This is a genomic window from Ruegeria sp. CDSC085 (assembly GCF_059610465.1).
Genome location: NZ_JBXWNR010000014.1, coordinates 75,316 through 99,709 on the forward strand (window position 1 = coordinate 75,316; position 24,394 = coordinate 99,709).

General features: G+C 53.4%; 27 protein-coding genes. 7 read left to right on the forward strand and 20 right to left on the reverse strand.

From position 1 onward, the window contains the following. The first annotated feature begins 257 nt into the window (after window positions 1-257). On the forward strand, window positions 258-1,238 hold the full coding sequence (locus tag AC2FJB_RS17570) for a helix-turn-helix domain-containing protein (RefSeq protein WP_496720449.1): 981 nt from the start codon (window positions 258-260) through the stop codon (window positions 1,236-1,238). A 920-nt stretch (window positions 1,239-2,158) separates the two neighbouring features. Here AC2FJB_RS17570 and AC2FJB_RS17575 read toward each other — a convergent pair. From AC2FJB_RS17575 to gntH, 3 genes are all read right to left on the reverse strand, one after another. Further along, window positions 2,159-3,382: a HupE/UreJ family protein gene (locus AC2FJB_RS17575; protein WP_496720447.1), complete on the reverse strand. Its 1,224-nt coding sequence runs from the start codon at window positions 3,380-3,382 to the stop codon at window positions 2,159-2,161. 52 nt (window positions 3,383-3,434) lie between these two features. Next, window positions 3,435-4,691, reverse strand: coding sequence for a hypothetical protein (locus AC2FJB_RS17580; RefSeq protein WP_496720445.1), 1,257 nt, complete (start codon window positions 4,689-4,691; stop codon window positions 3,435-3,437). Window positions 4,692-5,255: 564 nt separating this feature from the next. Beyond that, complete coding sequence (gntH, locus tag AC2FJB_RS17585) at window positions 5,256-6,437, reverse strand: guanitoxin biosynthesis MBL fold metallo-hydrolase GntH (RefSeq protein ID WP_496818763.1); 1,182 nt, start codon at window positions 6,435-6,437, stop codon at window positions 5,256-5,258. A gap of 197 nt (window positions 6,438-6,634) precedes the next feature. Here gntH and AC2FJB_RS17590 point away from each other — a divergent pair, with 197 nt between their 5' ends. Beyond that, window positions 6,635-7,156: a TetR/AcrR family transcriptional regulator gene (locus AC2FJB_RS17590; protein ID WP_496720441.1), complete on the forward strand. Its 522-nt coding sequence runs from the start codon at window positions 6,635-6,637 to the stop codon at window positions 7,154-7,156. A 273-nt stretch (window positions 7,157-7,429) separates the two neighbouring features. Here the strand turns inward: AC2FJB_RS17590 and AC2FJB_RS17595 are convergent, their stop codons facing one another. From AC2FJB_RS17595 to AC2FJB_RS17625, 7 genes are all read right to left on the reverse strand, one after another. Next, window positions 7,430-8,308, reverse strand: coding sequence for a CopD family protein (locus AC2FJB_RS17595; protein WP_496720439.1), 879 nt, complete (start codon window positions 8,306-8,308; stop codon window positions 7,430-7,432). Next, a complete protein-coding gene (locus AC2FJB_RS17600) occupies window positions 8,305-8,649 on the reverse strand; it encodes a copper resistance CopC family protein (RefSeq protein WP_299898926.1) in 345 nt (114 codons plus the stop codon). The genes AC2FJB_RS17595 and AC2FJB_RS17600 overlap by 4 nt, the downstream gene beginning before the upstream one ends. Window positions 8,650-8,661: 12 nt before the next feature. Next, complete coding sequence (locus AC2FJB_RS17605; RefSeq protein WP_299898928.1) at window positions 8,662-9,126, reverse strand: c-type cytochrome; 465 nt, start codon at window positions 9,124-9,126, stop codon at window positions 8,662-8,664. After that, entirely contained in the window at window positions 9,126-9,461 is a 336-nt protein-coding gene (locus tag AC2FJB_RS17610) for a DUF411 domain-containing protein (RefSeq protein WP_299898930.1), read from the reverse strand. The genes AC2FJB_RS17605 and AC2FJB_RS17610 overlap by 1 nt, the downstream gene beginning before the upstream one ends. A gap of 190 nt (window positions 9,462-9,651) precedes the next feature. Further along, window positions 9,652-9,987, reverse strand: a complete 336-nt coding sequence (locus AC2FJB_RS17615) for a hypothetical protein (RefSeq protein WP_496720436.1) — start codon at window positions 9,985-9,987, stop codon at window positions 9,652-9,654. A 194-nt stretch (window positions 9,988-10,181) separates the two neighbouring features. Continuing rightward, entirely contained in the window at window positions 10,182-10,721 is a 540-nt protein-coding gene (locus AC2FJB_RS17620; RefSeq protein ID WP_496720434.1) for a luciferase domain-containing protein, read from the reverse strand. Between the two features lie 65 nt (window positions 10,722-10,786). Beyond that, window positions 10,787-11,377 (reverse strand): YceI family protein, encoded by a 591-nt coding sequence (locus AC2FJB_RS17625; RefSeq protein WP_496720432.1) that lies wholly within the window; start codon window positions 11,375-11,377, stop codon window positions 10,787-10,789. A 124-nt stretch (window positions 11,378-11,501) separates the two neighbouring features. Here AC2FJB_RS17625 and AC2FJB_RS17630 point away from each other — a divergent pair, with 124 nt between their 5' ends. After that, on the forward strand, window positions 11,502-12,083 hold the full coding sequence (locus AC2FJB_RS17630) for a TetR-like C-terminal domain-containing protein (protein ID WP_496720430.1): 582 nt from the start codon (window positions 11,502-11,504) through the stop codon (window positions 12,081-12,083). A gap of 463 nt (window positions 12,084-12,546) precedes the next feature. On the opposite strand, the gene AC2FJB_RS17635 is transcribed toward AC2FJB_RS17630, so the two are convergent. Continuing rightward, window positions 12,547-13,245 carry a hypothetical protein gene (locus AC2FJB_RS17635; RefSeq protein ID WP_299898940.1) on the reverse strand — a complete coding sequence of 233 codons (699 nt, stop codon included), beginning with the start codon at window positions 13,243-13,245 and terminating at the stop codon, window positions 12,547-12,549. Window positions 13,246-13,468: 223 nt separating this feature from the next. On the opposite strand from AC2FJB_RS17635, the gene AC2FJB_RS17640 reads away from it, so the two are divergent. Then, a complete protein-coding gene (locus AC2FJB_RS17640; RefSeq protein WP_299898942.1) occupies window positions 13,469-14,350 on the forward strand; it encodes a cation diffusion facilitator family transporter in 882 nt (293 codons plus the stop codon). Between the two features lie 159 nt (window positions 14,351-14,509). Beyond that, window positions 14,510-15,361 (forward strand): hypothetical protein, encoded by an 852-nt coding sequence (locus tag AC2FJB_RS17645; protein WP_299898944.1) that lies wholly within the window; start codon window positions 14,510-14,512, stop codon window positions 15,359-15,361. Window positions 15,362-15,437: 76 nt separating this feature from the next. Here AC2FJB_RS17645 and AC2FJB_RS17650 read toward each other — a convergent pair whose 3' ends face one another. The 8 genes from AC2FJB_RS17650 to AC2FJB_RS17685 all read right to left on the reverse strand — a co-directional run bounded on the left by AC2FJB_RS17650 (window position 15,438) and on the right by AC2FJB_RS17685 (window position 21,656). After that, a complete protein-coding gene (locus AC2FJB_RS17650; RefSeq protein ID WP_170359583.1) occupies window positions 15,438-16,085 on the reverse strand; it encodes a response regulator in 648 nt (215 codons plus the stop codon). Then, a complete protein-coding gene (locus AC2FJB_RS17655) occupies window positions 16,082-17,485 on the reverse strand; it encodes a sensor histidine kinase (RefSeq protein ID WP_299898950.1) in 1,404 nt (467 codons plus the stop codon). Before AC2FJB_RS17655 ends, AC2FJB_RS17650 begins: the two co-directional genes overlap by 4 nt. 308 nt (window positions 17,486-17,793) lie before the next feature. Then, window positions 17,794-17,970 carry a MerR family transcriptional regulator gene (locus AC2FJB_RS17660; protein WP_299898952.1) on the reverse strand — a complete coding sequence of 59 codons (177 nt, stop codon included), beginning with the start codon at window positions 17,968-17,970 and terminating at the stop codon, window positions 17,794-17,796. After that, window positions 17,960-18,169: a hypothetical protein gene (locus tag AC2FJB_RS17665; RefSeq protein WP_299898954.1), complete on the reverse strand. Its 210-nt coding sequence runs from the start codon at window positions 18,167-18,169 to the stop codon at window positions 17,960-17,962. Before AC2FJB_RS17665 ends, AC2FJB_RS17660 begins: the two co-directional genes overlap by 11 nt. A 78-nt stretch (window positions 18,170-18,247) precedes the next feature. Further along, window positions 18,248-19,519: a sensor histidine kinase gene (locus AC2FJB_RS17670; RefSeq protein WP_496720425.1), complete on the reverse strand. Its 1,272-nt coding sequence runs from the start codon at window positions 19,517-19,519 to the stop codon at window positions 18,248-18,250. Then, window positions 19,503-20,186, reverse strand: coding sequence for a winged helix-turn-helix domain-containing protein (locus AC2FJB_RS17675; protein ID WP_496720423.1), 684 nt, complete (start codon window positions 20,184-20,186; stop codon window positions 19,503-19,505). The genes AC2FJB_RS17670 and AC2FJB_RS17675 overlap by 17 nt, the downstream gene beginning before the upstream one ends. Before the next feature lie 83 nt (window positions 20,187-20,269). Beyond that, on the reverse strand, window positions 20,270-20,596 hold the full coding sequence (locus tag AC2FJB_RS17680) for a PepSY domain-containing protein (protein ID WP_496720421.1): 327 nt from the start codon (window positions 20,594-20,596) through the stop codon (window positions 20,270-20,272). Window positions 20,597-21,266: 670 nt separating this feature from the next. Next, window positions 21,267-21,656 (reverse strand): hypothetical protein, encoded by a 390-nt coding sequence (locus AC2FJB_RS17685; RefSeq protein ID WP_496720419.1) that lies wholly within the window; start codon window positions 21,654-21,656, stop codon window positions 21,267-21,269. 332 nt (window positions 21,657-21,988) lie between these two features. Here AC2FJB_RS17685 and AC2FJB_RS17690 point away from each other — a divergent pair, with 332 nt between their 5' ends. Beyond that, on the forward strand, window positions 21,989-22,177 hold the full coding sequence (locus tag AC2FJB_RS17690) for a hypothetical protein (RefSeq protein ID WP_299898963.1): 189 nt from the start codon (window positions 21,989-21,991) through the stop codon (window positions 22,175-22,177). Between the two features lie 239 nt (window positions 22,178-22,416). On the opposite strand, the gene AC2FJB_RS17695 is transcribed toward AC2FJB_RS17690, so the two are convergent. Beyond that, complete coding sequence (locus tag AC2FJB_RS17695; protein ID WP_496720417.1) at window positions 22,417-23,580, reverse strand: hypothetical protein; 1,164 nt, start codon at window positions 23,578-23,580, stop codon at window positions 22,417-22,419. A 179-nt stretch (window positions 23,581-23,759) separates the two neighbouring features. Here AC2FJB_RS17695 and AC2FJB_RS17700 point away from each other — a divergent pair. Next, a partial coding sequence (locus AC2FJB_RS17700; RefSeq protein WP_496720415.1) for a PepSY domain-containing protein occupies window positions 23,760-24,394 on the forward strand: 635 nt, incomplete at its 3' end.

The window sequence follows — 24,394 nt, forward strand, 5'->3', positions numbered from 1 at the left end:
ACCAAAATGCACCATTCTCAACATGCCCACATAGGTTTTTGGACTGCGCCGGGGGTGAGAAACGAACAACTCGCTTTTCAGTTGGGGCCAGTTCTGTTTTGAGTGCGAAGGTTTAATCAGGAATAGTTTGCTTATTGTTTTGCTGGCAAACCGCTGCCAGATTTATACAATCTTTCTTGTAGGCAAGAGGGTAGGATGCTGTGCCTTCGGGGTAAACTCCGAAAGAGCAGCGTGGCGAGAGACATGGGCAGTTCACGATGAGCGGCAAGGATATTCTGACGAACACGTCAAAGTTCGATCTCATTCCAATATTCGAAACCCGTGGGCGTTCTAAGGAAGAGATCGTGGATTTTGCAGCTGACGCAACACGCGGCCTTGTCGACTTATCTATACCAGATGGGCTTGAAAGCTTTACGTTAGAGGGGCGGTTCTGCCGCTTTGGCGACATCACGGTAAATGAAGGATATGCGTCCGGTCATGGATATCGTAGTGACCCGGCCCGTCACCGGCGTGAGGAGGTGGTACAGCTCAATTGCGTAGGGTTCGGGGATCACTCGGGTCAACCGAAACCTCACGAAAAGGTGACCACTCTGGGAATTGGCGGGGAATGCGGCATTCCAAATATTGCAGTGTCCGCTATCGATTTCTTTTTGCCATTCGAGTGTATTGGGTTCGACCCCAGTCGGCAAACAGAGACAACTATTCTGGCTGTTGGAGACCCGGTCGGGAGAGTCGTGAATACCGCAATGCATGACGTCTCGCGGAGATTGCCGTATGCATCTGTGGCTGACGGAGTTCAGATGGTAGACAATCAGTGCTCTCTCGTTCGCGATCTCATGCTATCGAACCGAAAACATGCCGACCGGCAAAACCTTGCACGGGCGCGGCGCTTGGCCATCGACAGGTACATTGAAGAAAACCTTTCAGCTGATCTTTCCGCGCGTAGTTTGATGGAGGAGTTCGCGATTTCGCGAACTTCCTTGTTCCGGGTGTTCAAAGAAGATGGTGGTGTCGAGGCATATGTCACCAAAAGGCGATTGCATCGGACTTTCCATGGCCTCCGATCCACGAGGCCACGTAAAGGTGCGGTCAGCGATGTCGCAGAGCGATTGGGTTTTTTTGATGCCGCTAACTTCAACCGAGCCTTCCGGAGAGAATTTGGATTCCCGCCCTCTGAACTTTTAGGGACCCATCAGCTAGGGTTTCAAGCTCGTGGCCAGAACGTTGCTTTAAAGTAGTAGCATTCGATGGTGTAATTCCGTTTTGCCAGAAACTGAGCGTCGAAACCGGCGCGAGCCAAGAGCAGCACCGACCGAGAGCAGCTTCCTTGACGCTGAGTTTTCAATTCCAAACCTCGGTAAGTTGCCTGTCGACGCGCCCGTCATACCTGTCATCGAGAAGCGCCTTGCAGAAGCGCGCACTGCGTTAAAGGTCGGAGCAAATCTCTCTGTGATCTTCCTCTGTGAGGTCGTGGCGATCTTCGTTCTTTTTCACCACATCTGCCCACGCCATTTGATCTTGTATGGAATCGTCAACGATCGCTATGCGCTGTGCCTGCGGGCCGCACCACCCCCATCGAATAGCGTTGCCTCGCCCCCTCCCGCGTTCGCCACGTGGCAGATTAGCAGGAACAGGCAGCTTCGCTGTCTGACCTACAAATCAGCTCTGATTTTCCGAAACGGAAGTCAGATCAAACCAAACTATCTGCGGGAGCATGAAATGGAGGCGGCGTGTTAGCTGAATGACGCAAAGATCAAATTCAACTGATGTCCAACGTTGGGGGCGCCTTCTGATGTCGAACGTTCACTGCTTTTCTAGTCCAACTGCGACGGTTGGGTCAGGTTCGTGTGACGTTCAACAGGAAACCAGTGGCGGACCGAGGAGCAACTATATATTTTTCGTAATTATTTGTTAAACTTTAATAAAAAAATTATCCATAATACCCATACCACTAAATATACCACACTGATCATAGAATCTGGCGCTTTAAAGCCTCAGGTTCGAGTATGACAGAACGACCGGTAAGACGTAAATAACAGACGCTCGCGCAAAGTGCAGCAAACGACTGCTTCGAGCCCAATCTGCCTTATGCTGCGGAAAAGCCGAAAATCCGCTTTTCTCCCAGGCGACCATCACCGCACGCGCCATCGCAAGGACCTTAAGCCAACGTGGAATAAACCTCGGCAACTCGCTGAAAGGTCCAAAAGCAGGCGATAGCCGCACATCCACCGGCTAAGCCTACTCGTAGGGACATCCACAAGCTGGAGTTTACGCGCCGACACATTATCAAGGCAGGCCAAAGTGCAAGAATAATGGCAACTTGGCCGAGCTCGACGCCAAGATTAAATGCAAGCAGGCTTTGCCAGATGTTTGGAGATGTGACCTGCAAGATCTTGTGCAACACAAAGCTAAACCCAAGCCCGTGCAAGAGGCCAATCAGCGTTGTCAGAAGCACCATCGTGACTTCAGAGCGCGCATTGTCCTTAAAACTCATAAACGCTGCGACGGCTGCAAATATGATAGAAAGCGCGATCCCGGTTTCGACGGCAGGAACAAACCACGCGCCCGATGGCACAAACCCGAAAAACCCCAGCGACAGGGTCACGCTATGCCCAACGGTAAAACCGGTTGCACGCAGCAACAGCGCCCTGAGGGTCTGCGCTCCAATGACCAAACACACGACAAACAAAACATGATCCAACCCTTCGAGGATATGTCGTATGCCTTCCCAGACGAAACTGAGGAATCCTCCATACCCCTTCTTCTGAATCACCAATGGTTCAGTCATCAGACCCCGAGATCGGAAAATCTGAGGTGTGTCTGACGCGTAGTCGAGAATAAGGTTTGCCGTTTGGTCCTGATCCGGCAAGCCGGGGTCTAGCACGTTAGCAATGCTGTACGATTGCACCGGGCCGATTGTGTCATAATACAGGGCGAGATCAACAATCGTGTCACCTACATAAAGCGGTGGCGCCAAGACCGTTTCGGTGTCTAGAGCCTGTTGAGCTTCGGCCAAAGTTGCAAATCCAGGCTCATTTCCAACGCGATGCAAGCGAACAGACTTAACTGTTCCTCTTAAGCGCTGATTGTCGACCAACAGATGTAGTCCACCTTCGGCGAGTTGCCCCAGCCCATTGGGATCGCTCATGACAGCCTGCAAGTCGACAAAGTGGACCAACTGACCGTCGCTCATGGCATTGGTCGTGAATGGTGCAGCTTTCGGCAAGGCGTCACCATTCTGATCACCGACCTTATCTGCAACCAGATAGGGCATGGGCGTGCGCATGTAGATACGTAGACCGTCTTCGGAATGCTCGACATGCGAAATTCGAACGTTGAGGTTTAGCAAAAAATGCGCCGAGGCCGACAGTGTCAGTGACAAAAACACACCGACAAACAAAGCGCCGAAAGCAAAAATCTTAGGTCTTAAACACTTATGCATTTGGATCGCGAGCCTCGATTACAGTTAATCCATCTAGCTTCCATCGCCCTGACTCAGGTATGACCTCGGCCAGCACCCTAAACGTAACGGCGCGTATGTGGGCGTGCCCCCAATGACCGCCTTGGGCTTTCACTGTCCATTTGGCCAGAGTGCTAAACCCACCCGGTTTGAGGGTCGGGTCAACGCGCTCCAATTTCAGGTCGCTGATATCAGTAACCATAGCAAGACTGCCTCCTGGCGTTCGGATCGCGAGACCACGTTCAACCTCTGTTGCGATGTCACCCAGAGATGCTGCCGTTGCAATGTGTGCCAGCTCTGACTTTCTTGCGGCCGGCGAAACTTCCAGAGTCACCGTGCTCAAGTTCTCGACCATTGAGCGCAGTATATCTTCCGCAACCTGCGGCTCAGGGGGCTCGGGCTTATTCCACGGTAATTCCGGCAAATATCCCGAAAATGCCAGGGTTGCCGAAGCAGCGGCAATCATGGTTAAGCAACTGACACGCTTTGCAACTTTGCCCTTGCACAGCAGGAAAAAACCAAGTGAGGCGGCACTGATCATCCCGGAGATCAAAGCCATTGCCGGGTTCTGCCGTGTCTGTTGCTCAACTGGAATCTGAGTAACAGATGCTCTTTCGTATTGGAGCAAGTGGTTCTGCCAATGAAACTGAGGATCTGCTGGTGTCACAGCTCCAAAGAATGGCCCGGCGATATCGTTTGAAATGGTCGCAACGCGGGAAATTTCCTCGTCAAACATATCCCATGTGACCGTCACCTGATCGGGAAGGTCTGCCGATGAGAAAGACAGGATAGCTCCGATAAACGCATTGTTCACGGACACTTGCTTTCCAGGCTCGACAACCTGAAAACCCTGTGATGTGAGCTCCAGAAGTTTTGCTGTAGCGTTTGACGGTTGCACTAATTTGCCATCAATTGACACAGGGTTACGAGACGCCAAGAAGGACGCCGCCTGGTTTACGATCAAGGCGCTACGCTGTGGCGAAAGCGTTTGCCCCACTTCGAAAGCTTCACCAATCCAAGGCGCCAGTTCACGCAAGCGGATCAGTGTTTCATGCCGAACTTCACGAGGTTCGATGTAAAGAAACGTGGATGTCCCGTCCTGCGCTTTTCGATTCAGGCTTTCTGCGGAAAATCGGGTTTCCCACGGATCAGGCCAGTGAATCTTTAACTCTGCCGGCTTTGCCAAGAAACTGAAATCCGTGACCGGAACCCCTCGGTCAAAAACCTGCATCCCGATTGTCGCCAGTGGTTCGCCATCCCGCGATGGAGGCCTAATAGTCAGTTCCTTGAGAGCTGAATTTTGAAACGGAAAGAACACTTCGACGAACAAAACACGCGGATCTGTTGGTGGGCTGGGAACAATTTGACCCGAGAACGGATCGCGTTGACCTGCAAGCGGCGAGGCCCGGTCTATGCGCGTTCGGTATTCCACTTTTCTGATATCAGCGTTTAGGGCCCGTTCGTCGCCTCCAACAATCGACAGCGCCCGGCTTTCGGCTTGCACATAACCTTGATTGGTATCTTGTTCAGCCTCCGGCTCACCCCTGACGAAATCTGATGACCAAGCGATTGGCAACATATCCGCAAACAACGGAATATCTTTGACATAGATCTCAAGGTCGACGTAAACCCCATCATCTTTGACATGAAGGACAGCAATATTGGGAGCGACTTCCGAACCGTTTGTCAAAACGACATCTGCTGAAACGGCCTGTGCACCCGAGGCCATCACGCTCATCATCAGGAATAGTCGGCACAGATACCGCCAAATTGGAATTTTGTTCACCCCTGAACGTTAATTTTCCGGCATTGGCGGTGGCGTGTAACCATCCCATTTGCCGGCTTGAACCTTTTCAGAAGGCTCTTTTTCTTTTGAACGCGGGGCATTGATGTACTCATCGCTTACAGCTGGTGGTAGCGCATAGTCGTCAACACTGGCTTCCCGAACAACGATCTGGTCTTTGGTTACGTTGATCACCTGTAGATCTCGCGCCAGCGTCAGAGGCCCATCGTAAGTCGAACGGACGCCTTCCAAAATCGCCTGATAATTTTCGGGTGATAGAACAGAATGATACCCAAGGGCCATACGCGGTTCGACCGCAGACATCACTTTGCCAAAGGCCGCAGGTTCGGTATGAACGCGCGTCGCTACATAGGTCGCCTGTTTCATGTCCCAGCCAAAATACGGGGCCAAAGCGTCAGGTGGTAGAAACGCCTCGTGAGAAGCGATGTCCGCCCCTTTGGCATATTCTACATACCATTTGTTTGGGTAAGTATCTCCGCCAAAAACGAATTTCAGTCCATTCCATTCCAGAGAATAACTCACCGAGCCATCTAAGCTGTGGATCGCAGGCCAGGACCGGATAGTTACGTCGTTTTCCTGATAAACGATCTCGTTTTCCTGCATGTAGTCGAATTCAGTGACTTCAAGCTTAGCGCCATCATCCGGCAGCGCCCCCGTACGTGTGGCCAAATCCCAAGCATAGGCTTTAGACATGCCATCAACATAGGCTTTGGTGCCCAGTTCGTCTTCTGATCCGGACGGGCCGAAGATGCGGAGCGGGGTATATCTGCCCGAAAGCCAACCCCCGACATGCAGCCCCATGAAGTCTCCAACGTGGTCAACATGTAAATGGCTGAAAAAGACCTTATCGATCTTTGCAAAATCTGGTCGCAACGAGAACAGGTTTCCCGTTGCGCCCGTTCCCACGTCAAACAGAAAGACGTCCCCATTCCCAAGTTCCACATAAAACGAAATGGAAACGGCCGCCTTGGTTTGATTTGGCATCCCCGTACCCAGTGCAGTGATACGCATCTCATCCTCGCCGAGGATTTCAGTGTTGGGAAAGTATGACGCGGGATAAACACCGTTTTCGATTTCAGTGGCACTCCGACCGGTCGGCAAGGCGTTTTGCGCCGTGGCTGTGCCAGCCAGTGTCATGCCTAAGGCCATCAATGTGCCGGCTGCGGTTTTCATTAAGTTATTCATTGATCCCCCCTTCAAAGCGAAGCCTGTTAAGAGACCACGAATTCGTGAACCCCTCGTTCACCATAGACATCTCTACGGTAGGTCCATAGACTGCTCTATGTCAAATGAAGAATGCTGTAATCTGAATGTCAGAACCTATAACTCGGAACTCACCCAAAAACGCCGCGACCAAAGAAGACTGGATATTGCTGGCCTACAAAGTACTCAATGAGGGCGGCGTTTCCGCGATAAAGGTCGTTCCAATGGCAAAACGTCTGAACCTGACAAGCGGTAGCTTTTATTGGCATTTCAAGAACGTCCGTGAGCTTTTGGATGAGGTTCTCAGATATTGGGAGCAGGAGCTGACTGACAAAGTGATTACAAAGGCCAAGGCATTTGGCGGCCCCCCGGAAGACCGCATTCTTCTTCTCATGAAAAAGGTCATTGAAGAGGACGCCGCGTTGCCAGATCACGCTGTCTCAGTGTGGGCGAATACCGATGAGAAGGTTAAAGAATCGTATCAAAGAACAATCGGCAAACGATTCCAGTTCGCCGCCTGGATGTTTGAACAGGCCGGGTTTTCGAAAGAAGAAGCGAAAGCGCGCGGAAGACTGATGGTCACTTCGCTGATGGGAGACTCCTCGACCGGTCTGAAAGCGCGAGGCGATTGGGAAAAGGTCATAGAGCGGGAACATGCAATTCTTGTCGGAAAGAAGAAGATAGAATAAAAATATTGTCCGGCATTGTGAGTTTGCTCGAAACGGACTGCCAGTTTCAAATTGCCCTGTAGGAAGATCACGCGCAACAATGCCAGATGCCGACGTTCAGTCTGTGACCATCAAGGTCCGCTTCGTCCCGCACAGCTGACATTGATCGATATTCCCCGAATGTCCGCAACGCGGGACTTTGCAGTCATCCGCATTTTGCTCCAAAGCACCGCGGTCAGCCCTATGCGGACATTCGTAACACAGTTTTCAGTTCCGGCTTTGAGCCTGATGCCGTTAGAGATTGATGGGAGGTGTCGTCACACTGGTTAGCGTCGCCGTTGCAAGCAGGATCAGGACAACAGCCATCATCTCCATCGAAATCGACCACCGGAGAGCAATTTCCGCACCACGCTTCTCAGTCCTGAGAGCCGGAACAAATCTCAGCTTGTTCAGCGCCGCGAGGCCAAGAAGGGCAGAAACGATCACGAACTTGATCAAAAGCCCCAATCCATATGCCGTCCCAAACAAGGCGGCTACGGAGCCCGAAAGCAACCACGCGAGCGCTGCGCCCGCAACAATCAGGACGGCAACTCCATAAGCAGCGACACTGCCAAAGTGGTGCAATAGATCGGCCCCAGTGGGAGTGAGCGCTGCTTTGCGCAAGGGCAGGAGAGCACCGACCCAAAACGCGGCAGCCAGCAGATGAAGAACCAGAAAGACGGCGAGAGCCTCTCTAGGCTCTCCGAGCGAGTGCCCCACCTGGGCAAATGAAATCGCAATGGCGAGGCAACCCACCAAAGCGACCCACTGCCCTACGCGGGGGAGCAGGATTGCCAATATCGCGAGTTCACCCACCCCTCGCCAAATCGCGGCGGTGCCAAGCGGACTATCCCAAACAAAGCCAAGCATCATTGGGTCCGTCGCGCCCTCAAAGCCCATCCCGGATATCCGCGCTGCTCTGATGCCAAAACGTAAAGCAAGCACGGCCAAACCGACAATCGCAGCTCCGACCGCGAGGTGCCGCGCAAGGCGTAAAACAGACTCTTCAGCGCGCTTGGCAAAGAGGACCGCGAACAGGACGCCACCCATCGCTAGCAACACCGATCCGTAGCCAAGTACTTTCGCCAAAATGGCCAAGACGACAACACCGTCAATGGGGGTCAGTCCAGTCATTTAGCGACTGTGAAAGAGAAGCTGCCCTGCATCGGGTGACCGTCGGAAGCCATACCGCGCCAGTCGAAGCGGTAGCTTCCCGGTGTGAGCTCTTCCAACGGCACAGCCCGGAATTCTGTAGCGGGGTCCATACCCGTTTCGCGTTCAATTTCGACGTCGCCATCTGGTGAGGTCAGCGTGACCGAGATGATGCGCATCGGATCATCGAACCGCATGGAAAGCTCCGGCACGTCCATGACAGTCGCGCCGTCAGCCGGCGTCGTTTCTTCGGACTTGGAATGCGCGGCCGCAAGTATTGGAGCCATTGCTACGACCAAGCCGATAAGAGTTTGTTTGATCATCTGAGTTTTCCTCTATTCGGATTGGGCATTCAGCTCATCGTGGTACTCACGAAGGTCATTGGGCCAGGTTGACTTGATATAAGAAAGGACCGCTATGATTTCGTCATCGCCGAGCACACCTTCATAGACCGGCATACCGGTTGGGGGCGCATTTTCCATCAGTCCGGCCAGGCCAAATTTGGTCAAGGTGAAGAGCGTTTCATCATCGTGGTGCCACGTATGCCCTGTGGCGTCATGCGGCGGTGCTGGAAGCAAACCATCCTCGCCGCGTTTCCGCCAGTTTGGCTGTCCTTCAAGGTCCTCACCGTGGCAGGCAGCACATTGGTCCGCGTAAATATCTTGGCCAATGGCCACAACTTCCGCGTCATCAGGTGTTAAAAGACCGACCGCTTCAGAGGCTTGGGCCGGAACGAACGCTACTGTGAAACCGGCGAGCGCAAGCCCACCGGTAACCAAGAGTGTTGTGCGCCCTACCATCAGGTGTCGAACGGCTGAGCTGTGCCCGCGCGGTAGTACACCGTTCCGGTCCCAGCCTCTCCCCCAAATGCAACGACGTCGTAGCGGGCCGACGGATCGTCGCCCATACCAGGAGAGCCCATTGGCATGCCAGGAACAGCTAGCCCTGTGATGTCAGGTCGATCCTTCAACACGGTTTCCAGAGCTTCGAACGGCACATGGCCTTCAAAGACATAACCATCGGCTTCGATGGTATGACAGGATGCAAGATTGAGCGGGATACCCCGCGCTGACTTCTGTGCCTCGGGGTCGGTCAGTTCCTCCATTGTGACGGCGTAGCCGCGTGCACGTGCCAAGTCGGCCCATGCGTGACAACATCCGCAACCTGGTGAGCTGAGCACGTGCATTGGGGTGCCTGCTCGGACGGGGAGAGCTGTCGCGATGAGAGCAGTAGCAGACATTGTGGTGAATTGACGACGTGTGATCATGTCTGTCGGTCCTTTGATGTGAAATTTGAACGGATTGCGGGCGAGCGCCCATTGCCGTTCAGGCTTTCGGAGGACCGGTGGGGACGCCCAGTGCGAGGCCCGAAAAATCGGCTCCAGCGTGCGTCACACCACCCACTGAGATCACCGATGGAGCAATAGGCGAAATCCCCGCCGTGGCGACTAGATCACCAAAACAGGATGTTGAACCCATGCCGTTAGTGGTGTCGCAACAATCCGCAGCAGCTTTCTCGGCATCAGCCAACGGATCGTCGTCCGCCATTTGAGCATGATGGCCAGAATGATCCGGTCCATGGTTCAAGCCATGCTTCACGGACGCCACAGATGCGCCAGAGAATGCAACAACAAGAAGTATCGACAGGACCAGGCGAAACATACCAAATACCTACTGGGGGCACGTGGTTTTGACAAGTTACGAGGATGTGTCAAAGCAAACGATCCTAGTTGCATCCATTGAAGTTGCGCCACATCTCTGGATCCGGCCCGTCTAGAGCGGTGGTAAATGTATCATCTGAAATTCCGGTAAAACTGAATTTTGACTGACCTGCGCATTAGTCAGCAGGTTGGCATTTAGCCCAAGGTGTTGCCGGTTATGAAAGTGTAAGAACTTTCTAACAGATTGATGACGACATCCAGCTCTTCTGGTGTCGTCGGAGTATAGATCATGACGAAGCCGCTCCACCCTGAACGTTGCTTGGCCCAAGGGTGAGCTACGGCCCAGCCAGCCTCAATTGCCCTTCGCGCCATTGCTGGGTCGAGCGAGGCGTGCAAGCTGCCATCAGGATGCATATGCGCAAACTCAAACCCACCGACGATAGAGTTCGGTTGGGATAACAACATGTCGGGATCAAGCTGAAAGCCAATCGCGCCAGGTAATGATATGCGGGTTGGGCCAAGTGTGACCCCTGGGAATTGCGCAACTCGCTCCAGCAATAGCTGGGCCAAATCGGCCTTAATTTCGACACCGATCTGAGTGTGCGGCACGCCGCTTGTCGTTTCGGGACGGGGCGAGATGCGCTCCGGCAAGGAGCGCTCTTGCGCGGACGCCATCGAGCACATCAATGTCACTACCGTCACAGCAACCGCCAATGTTCTCAGGTGTACATTCATCGTGTTGACCATCCGCCAAAATTTAAGATTGAGTGCTCAGCGCCGTATCGGTGCCCCTGCACGCATCATTCAGCTTTTAACGCTTCAATATTGATCAAGAGCTCTATCTCGTCGCTCACCGCCGGTGCAAAGGCCCCAAGTCCGAATTCAGACCGCACGATAGTCGCCGTTGCTGCCAGCCCCAAGGTCGGTGTGCCCTCCTTTTCGCCAAAAGGGTATGGCGCTGACTTGTTAAGCGTTGTTTCCAAAACAACAGATTTGGTGACGCCATTCATGGTCAGGTCGCCGGAAATATTCGCGCTATTGTCCCCGGTCACTTCAACGCTGGTTGAGGCGAATGTGACCACGTCACCGTCACTCGCGCTGAAAAAGTCATCGGACATGAAGTGTTGCAAACGGGCATCCCAGCCCGTGATCATGGATTTTACAGGCATAGACACTGTGACAGACGACGCAGACGGATCATCTTCGTTGAACTCTATCTCGCCGCTAAAGCCTGAGAACATTCCAAATGTTTCTGAGAACCCGATGTGGTCGTAGCTGAACAATACCTGGCTGTGTCCAGGATCTAGCTCGTAAGTGCCGCTCTCGGACAATGCGGTTGTCGCACCCATCGATAAGAGTACCGCCAGCGGGGTTGCTGCCACTTTGAACATTGATACGCTCCCATTTTAACAAGACGTGTTTGTGGAATTGAGTTTTGGGATTTAGGTTTTGGCCGACCATACTTTTAGGACAAAATGTTCTACTATGCAACAAAATGTTCTATAGGAGGAGTGATTGAAAGAAGATCCCAGGCTGATCGCCACACGACAGACTGCGCTTGATGCTGCGCAAAAGATACTGATGTATGAAGGCGTGCTGCACGTAACTCATGGCGCAGTTTCAAAGGCAACGGGCATTTCGCGCAGTACACTTTACAGGCACTGGCCAGATGCGCGCAGTCTGCGTGATGCAGCATTCAGGCGCATCGCAACACCGCCAAACATACCGCCCAAAACCGATGGCCCGCTACGATCTGACCTGCGCTGGTTACTCGGTGTACTGATGGGAGCCTTGAATGACACACCGTGGGGCCAAATCGCGCCTCAGGTGGTCGCTGCTGCGTCCACCGACGAAGAAGCAAGGTTAGTGATAACAGAATTCATGAAAGACAGGTTCGCGAGTGTTGAAGCAGTATTTGCAGCCGCAAGAGACCGCGATGAGATCACCGCCGACGTTCCGGTCGACCAACTCATAGAACTAGCAGTCGCGGCACCTTATTTCCGCAAGCTCATACGTCACGAGGCACTGGACGAAGAGTGGTTGGACAAACATGTTGATCTGCTTTGCAGTATCGCGAAAACCAATTCGGGACGGTGACCATCGCCTGACTATGCAATCAAAGCGGCCAATAAACATAACAGTTTCCACGATCGCAGTATGGCTACGTTCGCCGCTTGACATTAGCACGTCGCAGGGTCAATTCGATGCGCTCCTCACAACGTTGACGACTGCACCCTGATTTGTCGCTGCCGCTAATTCACAATGCAACATGGACACCTTTGGGTTCAGTGTCGCCCACGGCAATGTCGACTTTCGGGAACGGGCCAAACATTGCAATGTCCAGTATCCTCCTCGGATGCGCCTTTCGCTGACTTGCACATAAGTGACTTGAAGCAGCCCAAACTGAACCTTCTCACCCAAGCATTGCAATTTAGTAAACTCGCAACGAAGCGGCATTTAGACTTTTTCCGCCCAAAAACCGCTTCCAAAACGCGATCCCCCAGACTGACTTGGTAATGTCAGGTTCAATGCGGGCGTCACGCGTACCAATGCTGCCCGATTAGTCCGTTGCGAAGCAATAAAACAGACCTGCCCCGCCTGAACGTGGCAGATGTTCCTCTCCGCAACCGCGCGAGCCATGCGATGAGTTCCAGGACACCATGTTTCGGGCATCGTTGAGACCGATACGGTCATGATGCCCGACAATCGCAGATCCATCCTCGCTGTTCGAAGTCCAGTTACTGCATGTTGTGTCACCGCCTGCCGTAGAGAAGTAACCTGCGGAATCGGAGCCGGTCAGAATGTCATGTTTGTTCGGCTGGCTACCACGCCCATTGACGGGGTTACCGTTTTCGTCGAGCGCTGTCTGTAGACTAATGTTCACGCTGTCGCGGTGCAGTTCTTCAACATTGTTGGCGATGAGCTCTCCATTGGCATTGTGCCAGGGGCCCGATCCGATCCGGTCGCGTGCAGAAATGCCATTGGTGATCGTCATCGGGTCGGTGCTGCGATCAATGGACATTGAAGTGCTCAGATAGGCCGCAAATGTTTTGGAAGAACCGGCCGCGGAAGCGAGTGTACTACAATGGGCATCGGCGCCTTCGAGGCCGCCTAGATTGGCACCGTCCCCCTTGCCCACACTAGTGATGAAAAACGACATCTCCTCGCCTGCCGATTGCGCCTGTGCCGCCGTTGCGAAACAGCAGATTACGAGTGCAGCAACCCCATGAACAGGTGTTCTTTTGGTGAACTTCGGCATGTGTTTCTCCCTTCGTGCTGTGTAATCACTGATGCTAGTCGTATGTAACCATCGGGTCCGGATGTATGACACTATGGTGCTGGTGCGATTCACTACAGCCAGTTGTGCATGACCGACCCTCTGGCCCTAATCATTACTACCCTACTCCGGTCTTACGTGTTAAGTACGGTCTCTCACCTGTTCCCAGGATCATTTGTAACGAGTGACTGAGGGTCGTGACGGAATGACACAAAAAATCGCTCTTTGGTCCATTCCGATATCCATGGCGGTATTGGCACTAAAACTGTTGGCCTGGTGGCTAACCGGCTCGGTGGCTTTGTTGTCAGACGCAATGGAATCAACTGTGAATGTCGTTGCGGCGCTGCTGGCGTATTTCGCAGTTCGGGTTGCAAACAAGCCCCCTGATAAAAACCACCCCTTCGGTCACAAAAAAGCTGAGTATCTTTCTGCCGTCGTCGAGGGCGCACTCATTGTGCTGGCAGCATTCTTAATCATCAGAGAAGCTGTACTGGCACTTCCAAACCCGCATCTTGAGGATGCGCCGCTTCTTGGAATCGTCGTGAATGTCATTGCAACGGGTGTGAATGGCGCATGGGCTTACCTATTGCTCAAAATTGGCAGGCGCGAGGGTTCGCCTGCATTGGAGGCGAGCTCCCGGCACATTTTCACAGATGTCATGACCTCAGTTGGTGTCCTCGCAGGTCTGATACTGGCGCTTGTCACCGGCTGGTTGATCCTCGACCCGATCCTGGCAATTCTTGTTGCGCTGAACATCTTGTGGGAGGGATGGAAAGTTATTCGGGCTTCAGTCGATGGTCTGATGGATGTGACACTGTCGGAGCATGACTTGCAGACCGTTTCTAAAGCAATCGAAGCAAACCTCGGCGCAGCCTTAGAATACCACGACCTCAAAGGGCGCAGGTCCGCAAATGTCATCTTCGTGGAGTTTCACCTTGTTGTGGACGGCACAATGCCAGTCAGCGCGGCGCATGATATATGCAATGACATCGAGGAAGAATTGGATCGTTTGTATCCGAGTTCCGTCTTTGTCATTCACCTCGAACCCGATGACGAGTTGAAGGGTGACGGGGTCAGTTCCCACTAAACAGGTCACATGGCTCAGCAAAAACACTATTGGTTTGACTGATCTGACTAAGACGTTCGGCTTGAAATTCGTCAGACTTAAGCCCGATGTGGAAAAGCCGAACCAGAAGTAACCTGTCTCCAACGTCACGAAGCGTGACGCTCAGAAATGGAGGCGAAAATGAATGTTCAAAGAAAGCTGGGTCAACTTCTTAGTACCGCGGCGTTGGCTTCGTTGATTGCGGCTACGCCTTATGTGCCAGCGTTTGATGCCGATGGTCGCCTACATTTTGAACCGTCCTATGCCTTTGCCAAGAGCGGCAAGGGGAAAGACGGGGATGGTCGCGACGATGATCGGGATGATGATCGTGACGACGACAGAGATGATGACCGCGACGACAACTCGGGGTCGGGTAATAGCGGCCGTGGTGGTGACCGGGACGATGATCGTGATGACGATAGAGACGATGATCGCGACGACGACCGAGATGATGATCGTGACGACAATTCAAGATCAGGCAAAAGTGGTCGCGACAATGATGACGACGATGACGATGATGACTCCAAACGCTCCAATAGAGGCAGCGGAAAGAAGGATCGGTCTCAAGCGGGGGGCAAACCGTCGGGTTCGGCTGGGATAACAAAGGTCGAGACAAACGCCAGCGGCATTGAAGTACGTTACGCCGACGGAACCAAGGAGGAGATCGAAAACGGGCGGTATGAGAGAAAGAATGCGCAGAACCGAACTGTTGAGGAGCGCCCCGCGACCGGTGCTGACGTCTCAAGGCTTCGGTCATTGGCGAATGGTATCTCAATCGACAACGTGCGCTCTTCAGGGCAAGGCGGCGCTGCTGGAAGTCGACCCACGAAAATCGAACGCCAGGGCAACAATATCGAAGTGAACTATGCCAATGGGTGGAAAGAGGAGATCGAGTTCGGACGCTACGAGTTGAAAGACCCGTACAACCGGACTGTTGTCGAGAGAAACGCAACGGCCTCTGATCGCCGTAGGTTACAGTCGGTTACCAACTGAACAGCAACACCAGTCGATAATCCGTTGGCGGCTTCTGATTTGAGAGAGGCCGCCATCGTCGTTAAAGAGACCGCTGTTATTCTCCTTTGTTCCAAACATCATGTGCAATAAGCGCGGCCTCTACCCGATTTCGCGCATGGAGCTTGGACAGGATTGCCGTCATGTAGTGCTTCACGGTCTTTTCCTGAAGGTCTAACTCATCAGCGATTTCACGATTACTTAGTCCTTTGGCCACACGTCTGAGTATTTCTTCCTCACGATGCGTAAGGTCATCGAGAATGCTGCTGTTTATAGACATGCCGCTGTCAGCATTGATTTGCAGCAATACTCGCGAGGCCAAGCCCGGAGAAACGAACCCTTCACCTGCGGCGATGCTGCGTAGGGAAGCGGTCAATTCGCTCGCGGTTACTCCCTTCACAATGTACCCAATCGCGCCCGCCTCCAAGGCGTCCGCGACATCGCTGCTGTTCTCTGAGACCGTCAAGATTGCAATGACGGGTGGATTTGCCATTGCCGCAATTTTACGTGTCGCATTTATTCCACCGCCGGGCATAGAAAGGTCAAGAATAGCTATGTCCGGCTGATGCGTGCCGACCAGCGATACTGCCTCTTCAGCGTTGGACCCAGCGGCCAAAACTTCGAAACCATCAGCTTCATCTAACGTGCGTTGCAAACCATCCCTAAATATCGGGTGATCATCAGCTATTACGACGGATGTAGTCATGATGTGCCTAACTTTCTGGGAAAGAGTGTCATAGCAATGGTGGTGCCTTCGCCCGGTCTCGATACGACTTCGAACTTGCCACCAATACTCTCGACCCGATCTCGCAAGCCCATAAGCCCCTGGCCACCATCGTCTCGCAACGCGGTTTCTTCTGACCTGTCAAATCCAGGTCCGTCGTCTTTGACCTTTACAACTATGCGGTCGTTCTGCGCCTCAGAGATAACCGTGCAGTTGGATGCTGGAGCATACCTCGCGGCATTGGAAAGCGTTTCCTGAAGGAACCGAAAAACGCACAGCTTGTCGGACAATGACAATACTGGATCCTGGCTACCCAAGAATGAAATATCCGGTCGCAACGGGCTGTGTTCGGCGTGATCCTCTACGGCTCTCTTCACAACATCGACGAGTGAAAGGCTGTCGATATCTGGCGCGGACAGCCCTCGCGATATTGCACGAATTTCAGTTAGAGATTTTTGCAAAGACTGCTGGATTTCCTCTGCCTCTTTAGGCCTTTCGGACTCTTTGGAAAACGCCGCCTCCAGTCTAAGAGCGGCGAGCGACAAGTATTGCGCAGGACCATCATGTAGCTCGGCACCGAGTTTTTTGAGGAACCGATCTGTTTGCGTGGCATATCTTTCTGACGCCTCGACCACACGCGACCGCAGCAGGGCATTCTGCTCAGCCATCCTCTCACTTTCGGTCAGGCGTTGTTCAAGAAGAGACCCCTGTCGTCGAATAGTTTTGTCGCCAATAGCGACGATGGAATACAGTACAATAGTACTTGCCAGAAATGCGGAACCGACGACCAACCAACTTGTTCGCCTAGCCTTGGCTAAGTCTAACTCAAGCTGATCAGCTCTTTCGTAGAACTCCGCAACTGCGATGATTTCGCCGGACCAAAGTTCGCGGATGGGGCTGTAAACTTCAAGTAGTGGTATCCCCAATGCCGCCTCGGCGGCGCTCTCGGCGTGGTCAAGCTCTTCGAAGGATCCGGAGATATCACCGTTCCACGCTCGCTTTAAATCATCCGTTGGATTGAAACGGTTTCCAATGATGTCTGTATCCGAGGCATGCGCAATCACACCGCCTTGCTTCCAGAATTTGTAGGAGACGATGCGGTCACGCATTGGCTGGGCCATAAAAATCTCGTCCAGCGCCAGGCTCGCCTGCTCAGAAAGATGGTCGCCATGTGCCAATTCCTGGCTGAGCGGGGATACTACGCTTTCCATATATAGAGCCGCAGAGTTGGCGGAGTTTTGCACGACTGCGTTCTGGATTCGATTAGACACCCACACCCCGACGATTGCGGTAGCAGTACCCATCACTAAAATGCAGGCCGCAAAAAAGACTCGCGACAACGATAAATTGCCAATCGTCAGATCAGTTACTTTCTCTCTCATCTTGAATTCGACTATGAACTACAATCTCTTACCGCACCACAGACCTTGGTCTGACGTGATCTGGACAAATCTCAGATCCTCAGCATCCGCCCAGTGGCCAGAGTCAGATATCATCCTTCGTTCTCAGTCTTTGCAGCATCGGGTATTGAACGTTTCCGCTGTCACAATTGGTCATAAGCTCATTCAAGGCGTGCTCCAGGCGACTGAGCTCATCAATCTTGCTTCTAACGCTGGCAATGTGTGTCTCGGTCAGATTTTTCACTGATCAGCGGTCTTCAACACTTCCTTCTGACCGCTCCAAAAGCGGCTTAGCGTCGGATCGAGGAAACACCAGGTTGCGGTATTTCTTCAAAAAATCGAAGCATTCCCACATCGCTTGCTGAATAAAGGCGACAAGTGTTCAGAGCTGGTATGGGTCTTGGTACGATACCTTCGCGTTCGAAGTAGCGAAGGGTTTCTATGCAGACCCCGCATTTACGCGGCAACCGCCTCGACTTCCTTGCGCTCCGAGAATTGAAGCAACGCCAGAAGCGGCGTAGCCAAGATGCCTAGGCCTACAATGGCCAGCGCAAACATCGCCAAAAAGACCATAAAGGACAGTCCAAGGCTCGCCACGACACAGGCCACAAGAAAGAGGCCGACACCAGCAGCAGCAGAGGTCACTTTGTTCAGATACGTTTTCATGTCCTAATCTCCAGTTTCATTTGTTGTGTTGATGAAACTGATATTTGGTTCGGGCTTTACGCGCGCCTGGGTCAAAACTTACAAATTTGCAAACTTCAGCGTCACCGTCAGCCCGTGAGGATCGGTTTGCGATAAGATAAGTTCTGCATCGTGGCGATCTGCAACCGCACGGACGAGGGCTAAACCTAAACCCGTACCCTCGCTTTGCCGTGTTGCGTCAAGACGAACCATGGGTTTGATGATCTCGGCGTATTTCTCTTGCGCCACACCGGGGCCGTTGTCGGCGACACTGATGGCGCGACCCCGTGCTGCCAGACTGATCTTGCCCCCGCCATAGCGCGTTGCGTTCTGTATGAGGTTTGCAACTGCCTGAACAAGCATCTGACGATCAGCGAAAACCGCTTCAGCGTCGCTCGCATCAACTTGCAGCACTTTGCCTGCATCCTCAATCACTGGGCCAAAGGTCAAAGACAGGTCGGTCATCAAGTTTGCCAGATCAACCCTTTCGAAACCATCTGTGCCGTGGGCGGCCTCAATCCGAGCGACCCGCATGATCGTATCGAAAACGCCGGACAAACGCTCTGCCTCTTCCAGGGCTGCACCGCGTTCCTCTCCCTCAGGCAAGCTTTCAAGTCGAGACCGCAGGCGGGCCAGCGGGGTGCGCAGATCATGCGCCAAATTCGCGCTGAGATGGCGGGTCTGGGCGACCAGCCGCTCCAACTCTGCGGCAGTCAAATCCACCTGACGTGCCATGTCGTCGAGGTCATCCTTGTTCCGCGTGATCTCCGTTCGCGCACTGAGGTCGCCAGAGGCCAACGCTGAAAGCGTGCTGTTGATCCGCTTGAGACGTCGCTGGGCGACGATACCGGTGGCAAACCCAACCACCAATGTCAGAACAATCATTGTCAACATCGTGGTCCAGAGAACACCGCCTAAGAGTTCAAACGCATCCTCCGCGTCATCAAGCGGAACAGCCGCCATGACCGGCGCCCCTTGACTGTCAGTATCTACAAGAACGCGCCAAGCTTCGGATTCCCGAAAATCATCGGACAGCTCCACCGTCCCCCCGCCGCGCGCAACCACACGCTGAAAAGCAATTGGCAGGTCTTCGAGATCATCTGGGTGACGCAAGATGACGCCAAACCGGTCCCCGCGCGCACCCTCAAGGGTCGAGGCCTTTGCCAGTGCATCCAGCGTCGTATCGATACGGCGTTCGAACACATCCGAGCCAACCGTAATCGTGATATAGGCCGCGGTAGCCATGCAAAGCGCGAAGATGGCTGACAATATCAGCGCCAGCCGCAAGGTCGAGGAGCGGCGAAGCCAGGTCAGATTACCGACCAAAGACATAGCCTTCCCCACGACGGGTTCGGATCAGCGGTGTATCAAACGGCTTGTCGATTTTGGTGCGTAGCCGGCTGATATGGGTCTCCACGACACTTGTGGTCGGGTCAAAACTCATATCCCAGACCTGTTCCAGCAGCATCGTGCGTGTCACCAATCGTCCCGGTCTTCGCATCAAGTATTCCAGAAGTTTGAACTCTTTGGCCAATAGCTCAATCTGTTGTTCCTGGCGTTTGTAGGTTCGCGCAAGAAGATCGAGGCTCAAATCCCCATGACGCAAGACCGTGGTTTCTGCCTGTCTCTCCTCCACGCCTTCACGTCGGCGGCCCAAAGCGCCCACACGGGCAGAGAGTTCGGCAAAGGCGAAAGGTTTCGTAAGATAGTCATCGCCGCCAGCATCAAAGCCTTCGACGCGGGCGTCGACCTCACCCAAAGCCGTTAAAAAAAGCGCGGGGGTGGTATTCTTCGAGGCCCGCAAGGATTTCAGAACCGCCAAACCATCGAGGCCCGGGACCATGCGATCCAGAATTAGAAGATCGTACTCCTGAGCCATAGCCGCCGTCAAAGCGTCTTTGCCATCCTCGAAATGGTCGATGACATGACCTTCTTCGCGCAGGCCGTTAGTGACCCAAGACCCAAGTTGGCCGTCATCTTCCAGAAACAAAATTCGCATGTGAACCCTTACCGTCACGCATTCAGAGGCCACTCTAGTGAGCGACCTCCAATTTGGCCAATCATTCGCAGCTTGGCCGCGACCTATGTCTCATCTTCATCGTTGTCGTCATCGTCGTCTTCATCTTCAGCCTCAACCTCAATCACGGCACCGGTGTCGGCGGCAATCTCGACTTCGAACTCTTGACCGCTTGCATCCAGGATTTCGACCTCATAGATCTTCATCCTGTCTTCGTCTTCGAATTCCGCTTCCTGGACCTCACCGGACACTTCCTGAAGCGCGATTTCAATGGCCTGCTGCAACGTGAGTCCCGTCGTCTCTGCGGTGCTTTGTGCCGAAACCGAACCGACGACAGCTCCTGTAAGAACCAGGCCTGCCAGTGCGCTGAGCGCTGCGTTTTTCTTGTCCATGTTTTCTCTCCATAGTTTGGTTGTTAGAAGGCTTTATTGCCTTCCGATGAGATCAACATGGGAGCCGCGCTTTGCTGGAAGATGCGGCGAAGTTTACAATTTTGTAAGCTGATTATCCCGCGCGTTCCTATCTAGCACTAGGTCGCTATCTGGCTGGCGAGCCAAATACTCGATTTCTAATCCTGTATTTTTGAAGACTGTCAGGGTCGCCGCGACCGTTTGGATAACAGGTTGCGAATAAAGAACTGTACCCAGAAGCTTCGGGTCGGTTGCGGGCCGTCCGCCAAAATTGGCGAAGCTAGCTTTCAGCGCATTTTGATGTTCAACAGCCGGGATGCGTCTCGGACACAAATTGTGGCTTTGTCCGAAGACCAGACGCTCAAGTGTTCTCTTTGCATTGCAGTGCGGCTAGCCGCGGCTTCTTCCGCATTTGGTGAATTCGCTGAAGCCTAGAACTATATCTACAGCTAAGGACCGGAAAACGGGCTGCGACCGCAGCATTGTGAGGGATCATTCAAAGTCTGCTCTGGACCTTCCCTAGTGACGTTACGGGGCAAGATTAACGGTGATGCTGCTTCGCCCATGACAGCCTCGAAGAACCCAAACTCCCGTGCTTCATCTACAACCCAAGGGCGTCAATCCGAGCAATGATTGATCTTAATAAATGCAATCAATTAAGAACATCGACCACTGCCCCTATTAGGTTCAGCACCTCGTGTGTCTCCCGGTTCACTTGATAAACATAGTCTCCGGCGCGCACATAGTAGCCGTTTTGCCGCAGGCCATATCGGCTAGGATTGTCGATGCGAACATACCCATTGTAGATGAAATCCCCAACTCGGTATCGTTTAGCTTGGCCAGGAGGAACGCATGGTACTGCTTTCTTCGCCAAACCCGGAGGACAGTTACCTGCTTTTGATTTCACCAAAACAGGCTGCAGTGCGTTGTGCGACCCGATACTCTGTCCAAGATCAAGAGACTGGATGTCAAAACTCGCACCCGCAACGGGCCCGGTCTGCATAGTGAACACCGTCGCCGTAATTACTAAAGCCGTTTTCATCTTTTCCGCCTCCTTTAACTGAGCTTTCCAATTATGATCACCATCGGGGTTTGACCAATGCATCGGCGGAGACTGGCTCACTGTCGAAGTCTTCTGCTGTAACGCTATGGTTCGCTTGGCACGACATTCTCATCTAACGACCTTTGAAACCGTCGAGCTGGAATGGGGCAATTGAAGGGCGCCCGGCCAGATCAATCCTTTGTTCTTATTTCGTAAACAACATTAACCGAACGTGAACAGTGTATTCTCGTTAGGTTCAAATAAGCTTTTGCATAATGACCAAATTGGATCGAACGAAACGTATATCGTTTGGCGGAAACAAGGGGAACAAAATGGTCAAGCCTGCCTTTGTGACTGAAGATCGCAGCACTGAAATTGCGATGCGGACCTCTAGCAAATCTGTTGAAGAGCGCCAGCAAACCACGATGAATTCGAGCAATAGCCGCTTCCCTCCTATCGAAAATGCACTGACAGAGATCACTAAAAACATGCGGCTCTCCGAGGCTCACCAGAACGTCTGAAGGCAAACCAGCTGACCCCCCCGACAATTCTCGATTATCGTCCTAAACATGGGAATTGTAACATAAATCCCGCCCCAACTTGGGGCGGGACTTTCTTGTTGCGCATCACAATCATCAAGGGTTTGTGCCTAGCAGGCCGACTTAGTCGACCTGTTAACTTGGTATCCGGAAAGCCTTTCGACGCTCCAGCTTTCCGTTCACCCTGAAGTGGAGGCTGGCGATGGCCGGGAAGCCTCAGGTCAAAGCCCCAGCAGCGCTTTAACCTGTTCCTCAACTGCATCTGTAACAGGCTTGTTGGCAGCGGCTTCCAGTGCCTCACGTTCGGCCAGATCTTGCTCTTCGACAAGTTCAGTCAGCTCTTCCACCTCTTCAACGGCTTCATTGTATTCAATGGCTGCCTGTCTTTCGTCATTCAGAGTCTGGGCTTCATCAATCGAAGCGTCTAATTCGGCTTGGGCCTCTTCTAGCTGCGCTTCGATATCCGGATCACTACCGCCCGCGTCCTCCAAAGCTTGTTCAAGTTCTGCGACCGTATCCCGGTTGGTTTGTACCTCACCTACTGCGACTTCCAAGTCATCCTCGATTTCTTGAACTGTCCGCTCTGGTTCTTCCAACGCTTCAAGAAACTCCAACTGTTCTTCCAGTTCCTCCCGCAAAGGCTCTCCGGCCAGCACTGTGTCTCGGTACGTGGCAATTCTGCCAACCCGCGAATTGGGTGCTGCATTGGCCAGGGCCGTTGGGCTTGCATTGGCGGCGTTCAGTGCGCCCAACTCAGAGGGATGTGCACCAAGCAGCGCAGCCATACGATTGCCTTTTGCCCGGGCAACTGGGCGCTTGGACTCTTCTAAAATCACATTCTGGCGAACCGTTCTTTGCGCCTTGGTCTTTTGCGTTTGAAGGTTTGTCGTAGCAACCCTTGAGGTGGTTGCTGTATTGCGAGCTTTGCCTTTCCCGTTGAACAGATTTTTCAGAGAAAACCCTCCGCCTTTTTTCGTACCAGACCGAACAGACTGCGATTTTGTTTTCCCCTGTCCGAATATCCCGGCCTTGGCCCCGCTACGGCTTTTGTCGGCCCCTTTCCCACGGCCACCATTCCCAGCCGAGCTGTTGTCTCCGCGATCTCCCTGGGCGCCGTTGCCATTCCCACCGCCGTTTCCATTGCCACCGCCCTTCCCATTGCCGCCGCCGTTTCCATTGCCACCACCGTCGCCGCCGCCATTACCGTTACCACCACCGTTTCCGCCGCCATTGCCGTTTCCACCGCCATTGCCGCCACCATTACCGTTACCCGGCTTGGCATAAACAAAATCAGGAGCTGCGACTGTGGCTACAATGGCCGTGGACCCCAACAAGGCAATCGCGATCGTCGAAGCTTTAAGCAGTCCGCACTTGGTGGTTTTCATTTTCAATCTCCTCAAAACCTCCAGCAACGGCAATCAGCGCGCTGAGGTTGACCACGGTGTTTCGGCAGTCTGACTCGCAGTCGAATCAAAACCGTTGCCACTGATTTAACTTTAGGTCGCTTGAACGCAGGGCTAACTGCTTGTTCATCATCGGTTCATGTCTGGCCTAGTAATGTCCAATGACGGTGTTTGAGGGTGTTATGCAGGCCAAAGCGTTTTTTCTGGTTGCAGCTTTGCTGCATGCCTTGTCCGGGGGACAAGCGGCAGCAGACGCACGCGAACTCAAACAGTCTGAACTACGCATGGCGACGTTGTCAGGCAGTGCGATACGGCTGAACCGTGTCATCAAAGGCGTGAAAAAAGCGTACGGCGGAACTCCTGTTGATGCGCGCGCATTCAAAACAGACAAGATCTACTATCGTATTCTGGTCAAAAAGCCGGGCGGAAAGATCGTCAGCGTAATCGTGAACGCCGAAACCGGCACAGTCGTCTCAAACCGCTCGAGTACCGGGCGTGAGATTTCAGAAGCCGCACGCAATTCAACCAAATCCCAAAGCAACAACGGTCAGAGCGCCTCTGCCACTCGTGGAAACAGTGCAGGCCGAAGCAATGCGGGCGGCAACGGCAATGCCGGTGGAAATGGCAATGGCGGTGGCAACGGCGGTGGCAACGGCGGTGGCAACGGCGGCGGCAACGGCGGCGGCAACGGCGGCGGCAACGGCGGTGGCAACGGCGGCGGCAACGGCGGCGGCAACGGCGGCGGCAACGGCGGCGGCAACGGCGGCGGCAACGGCGGCGGCAACGGCGGCGGCAA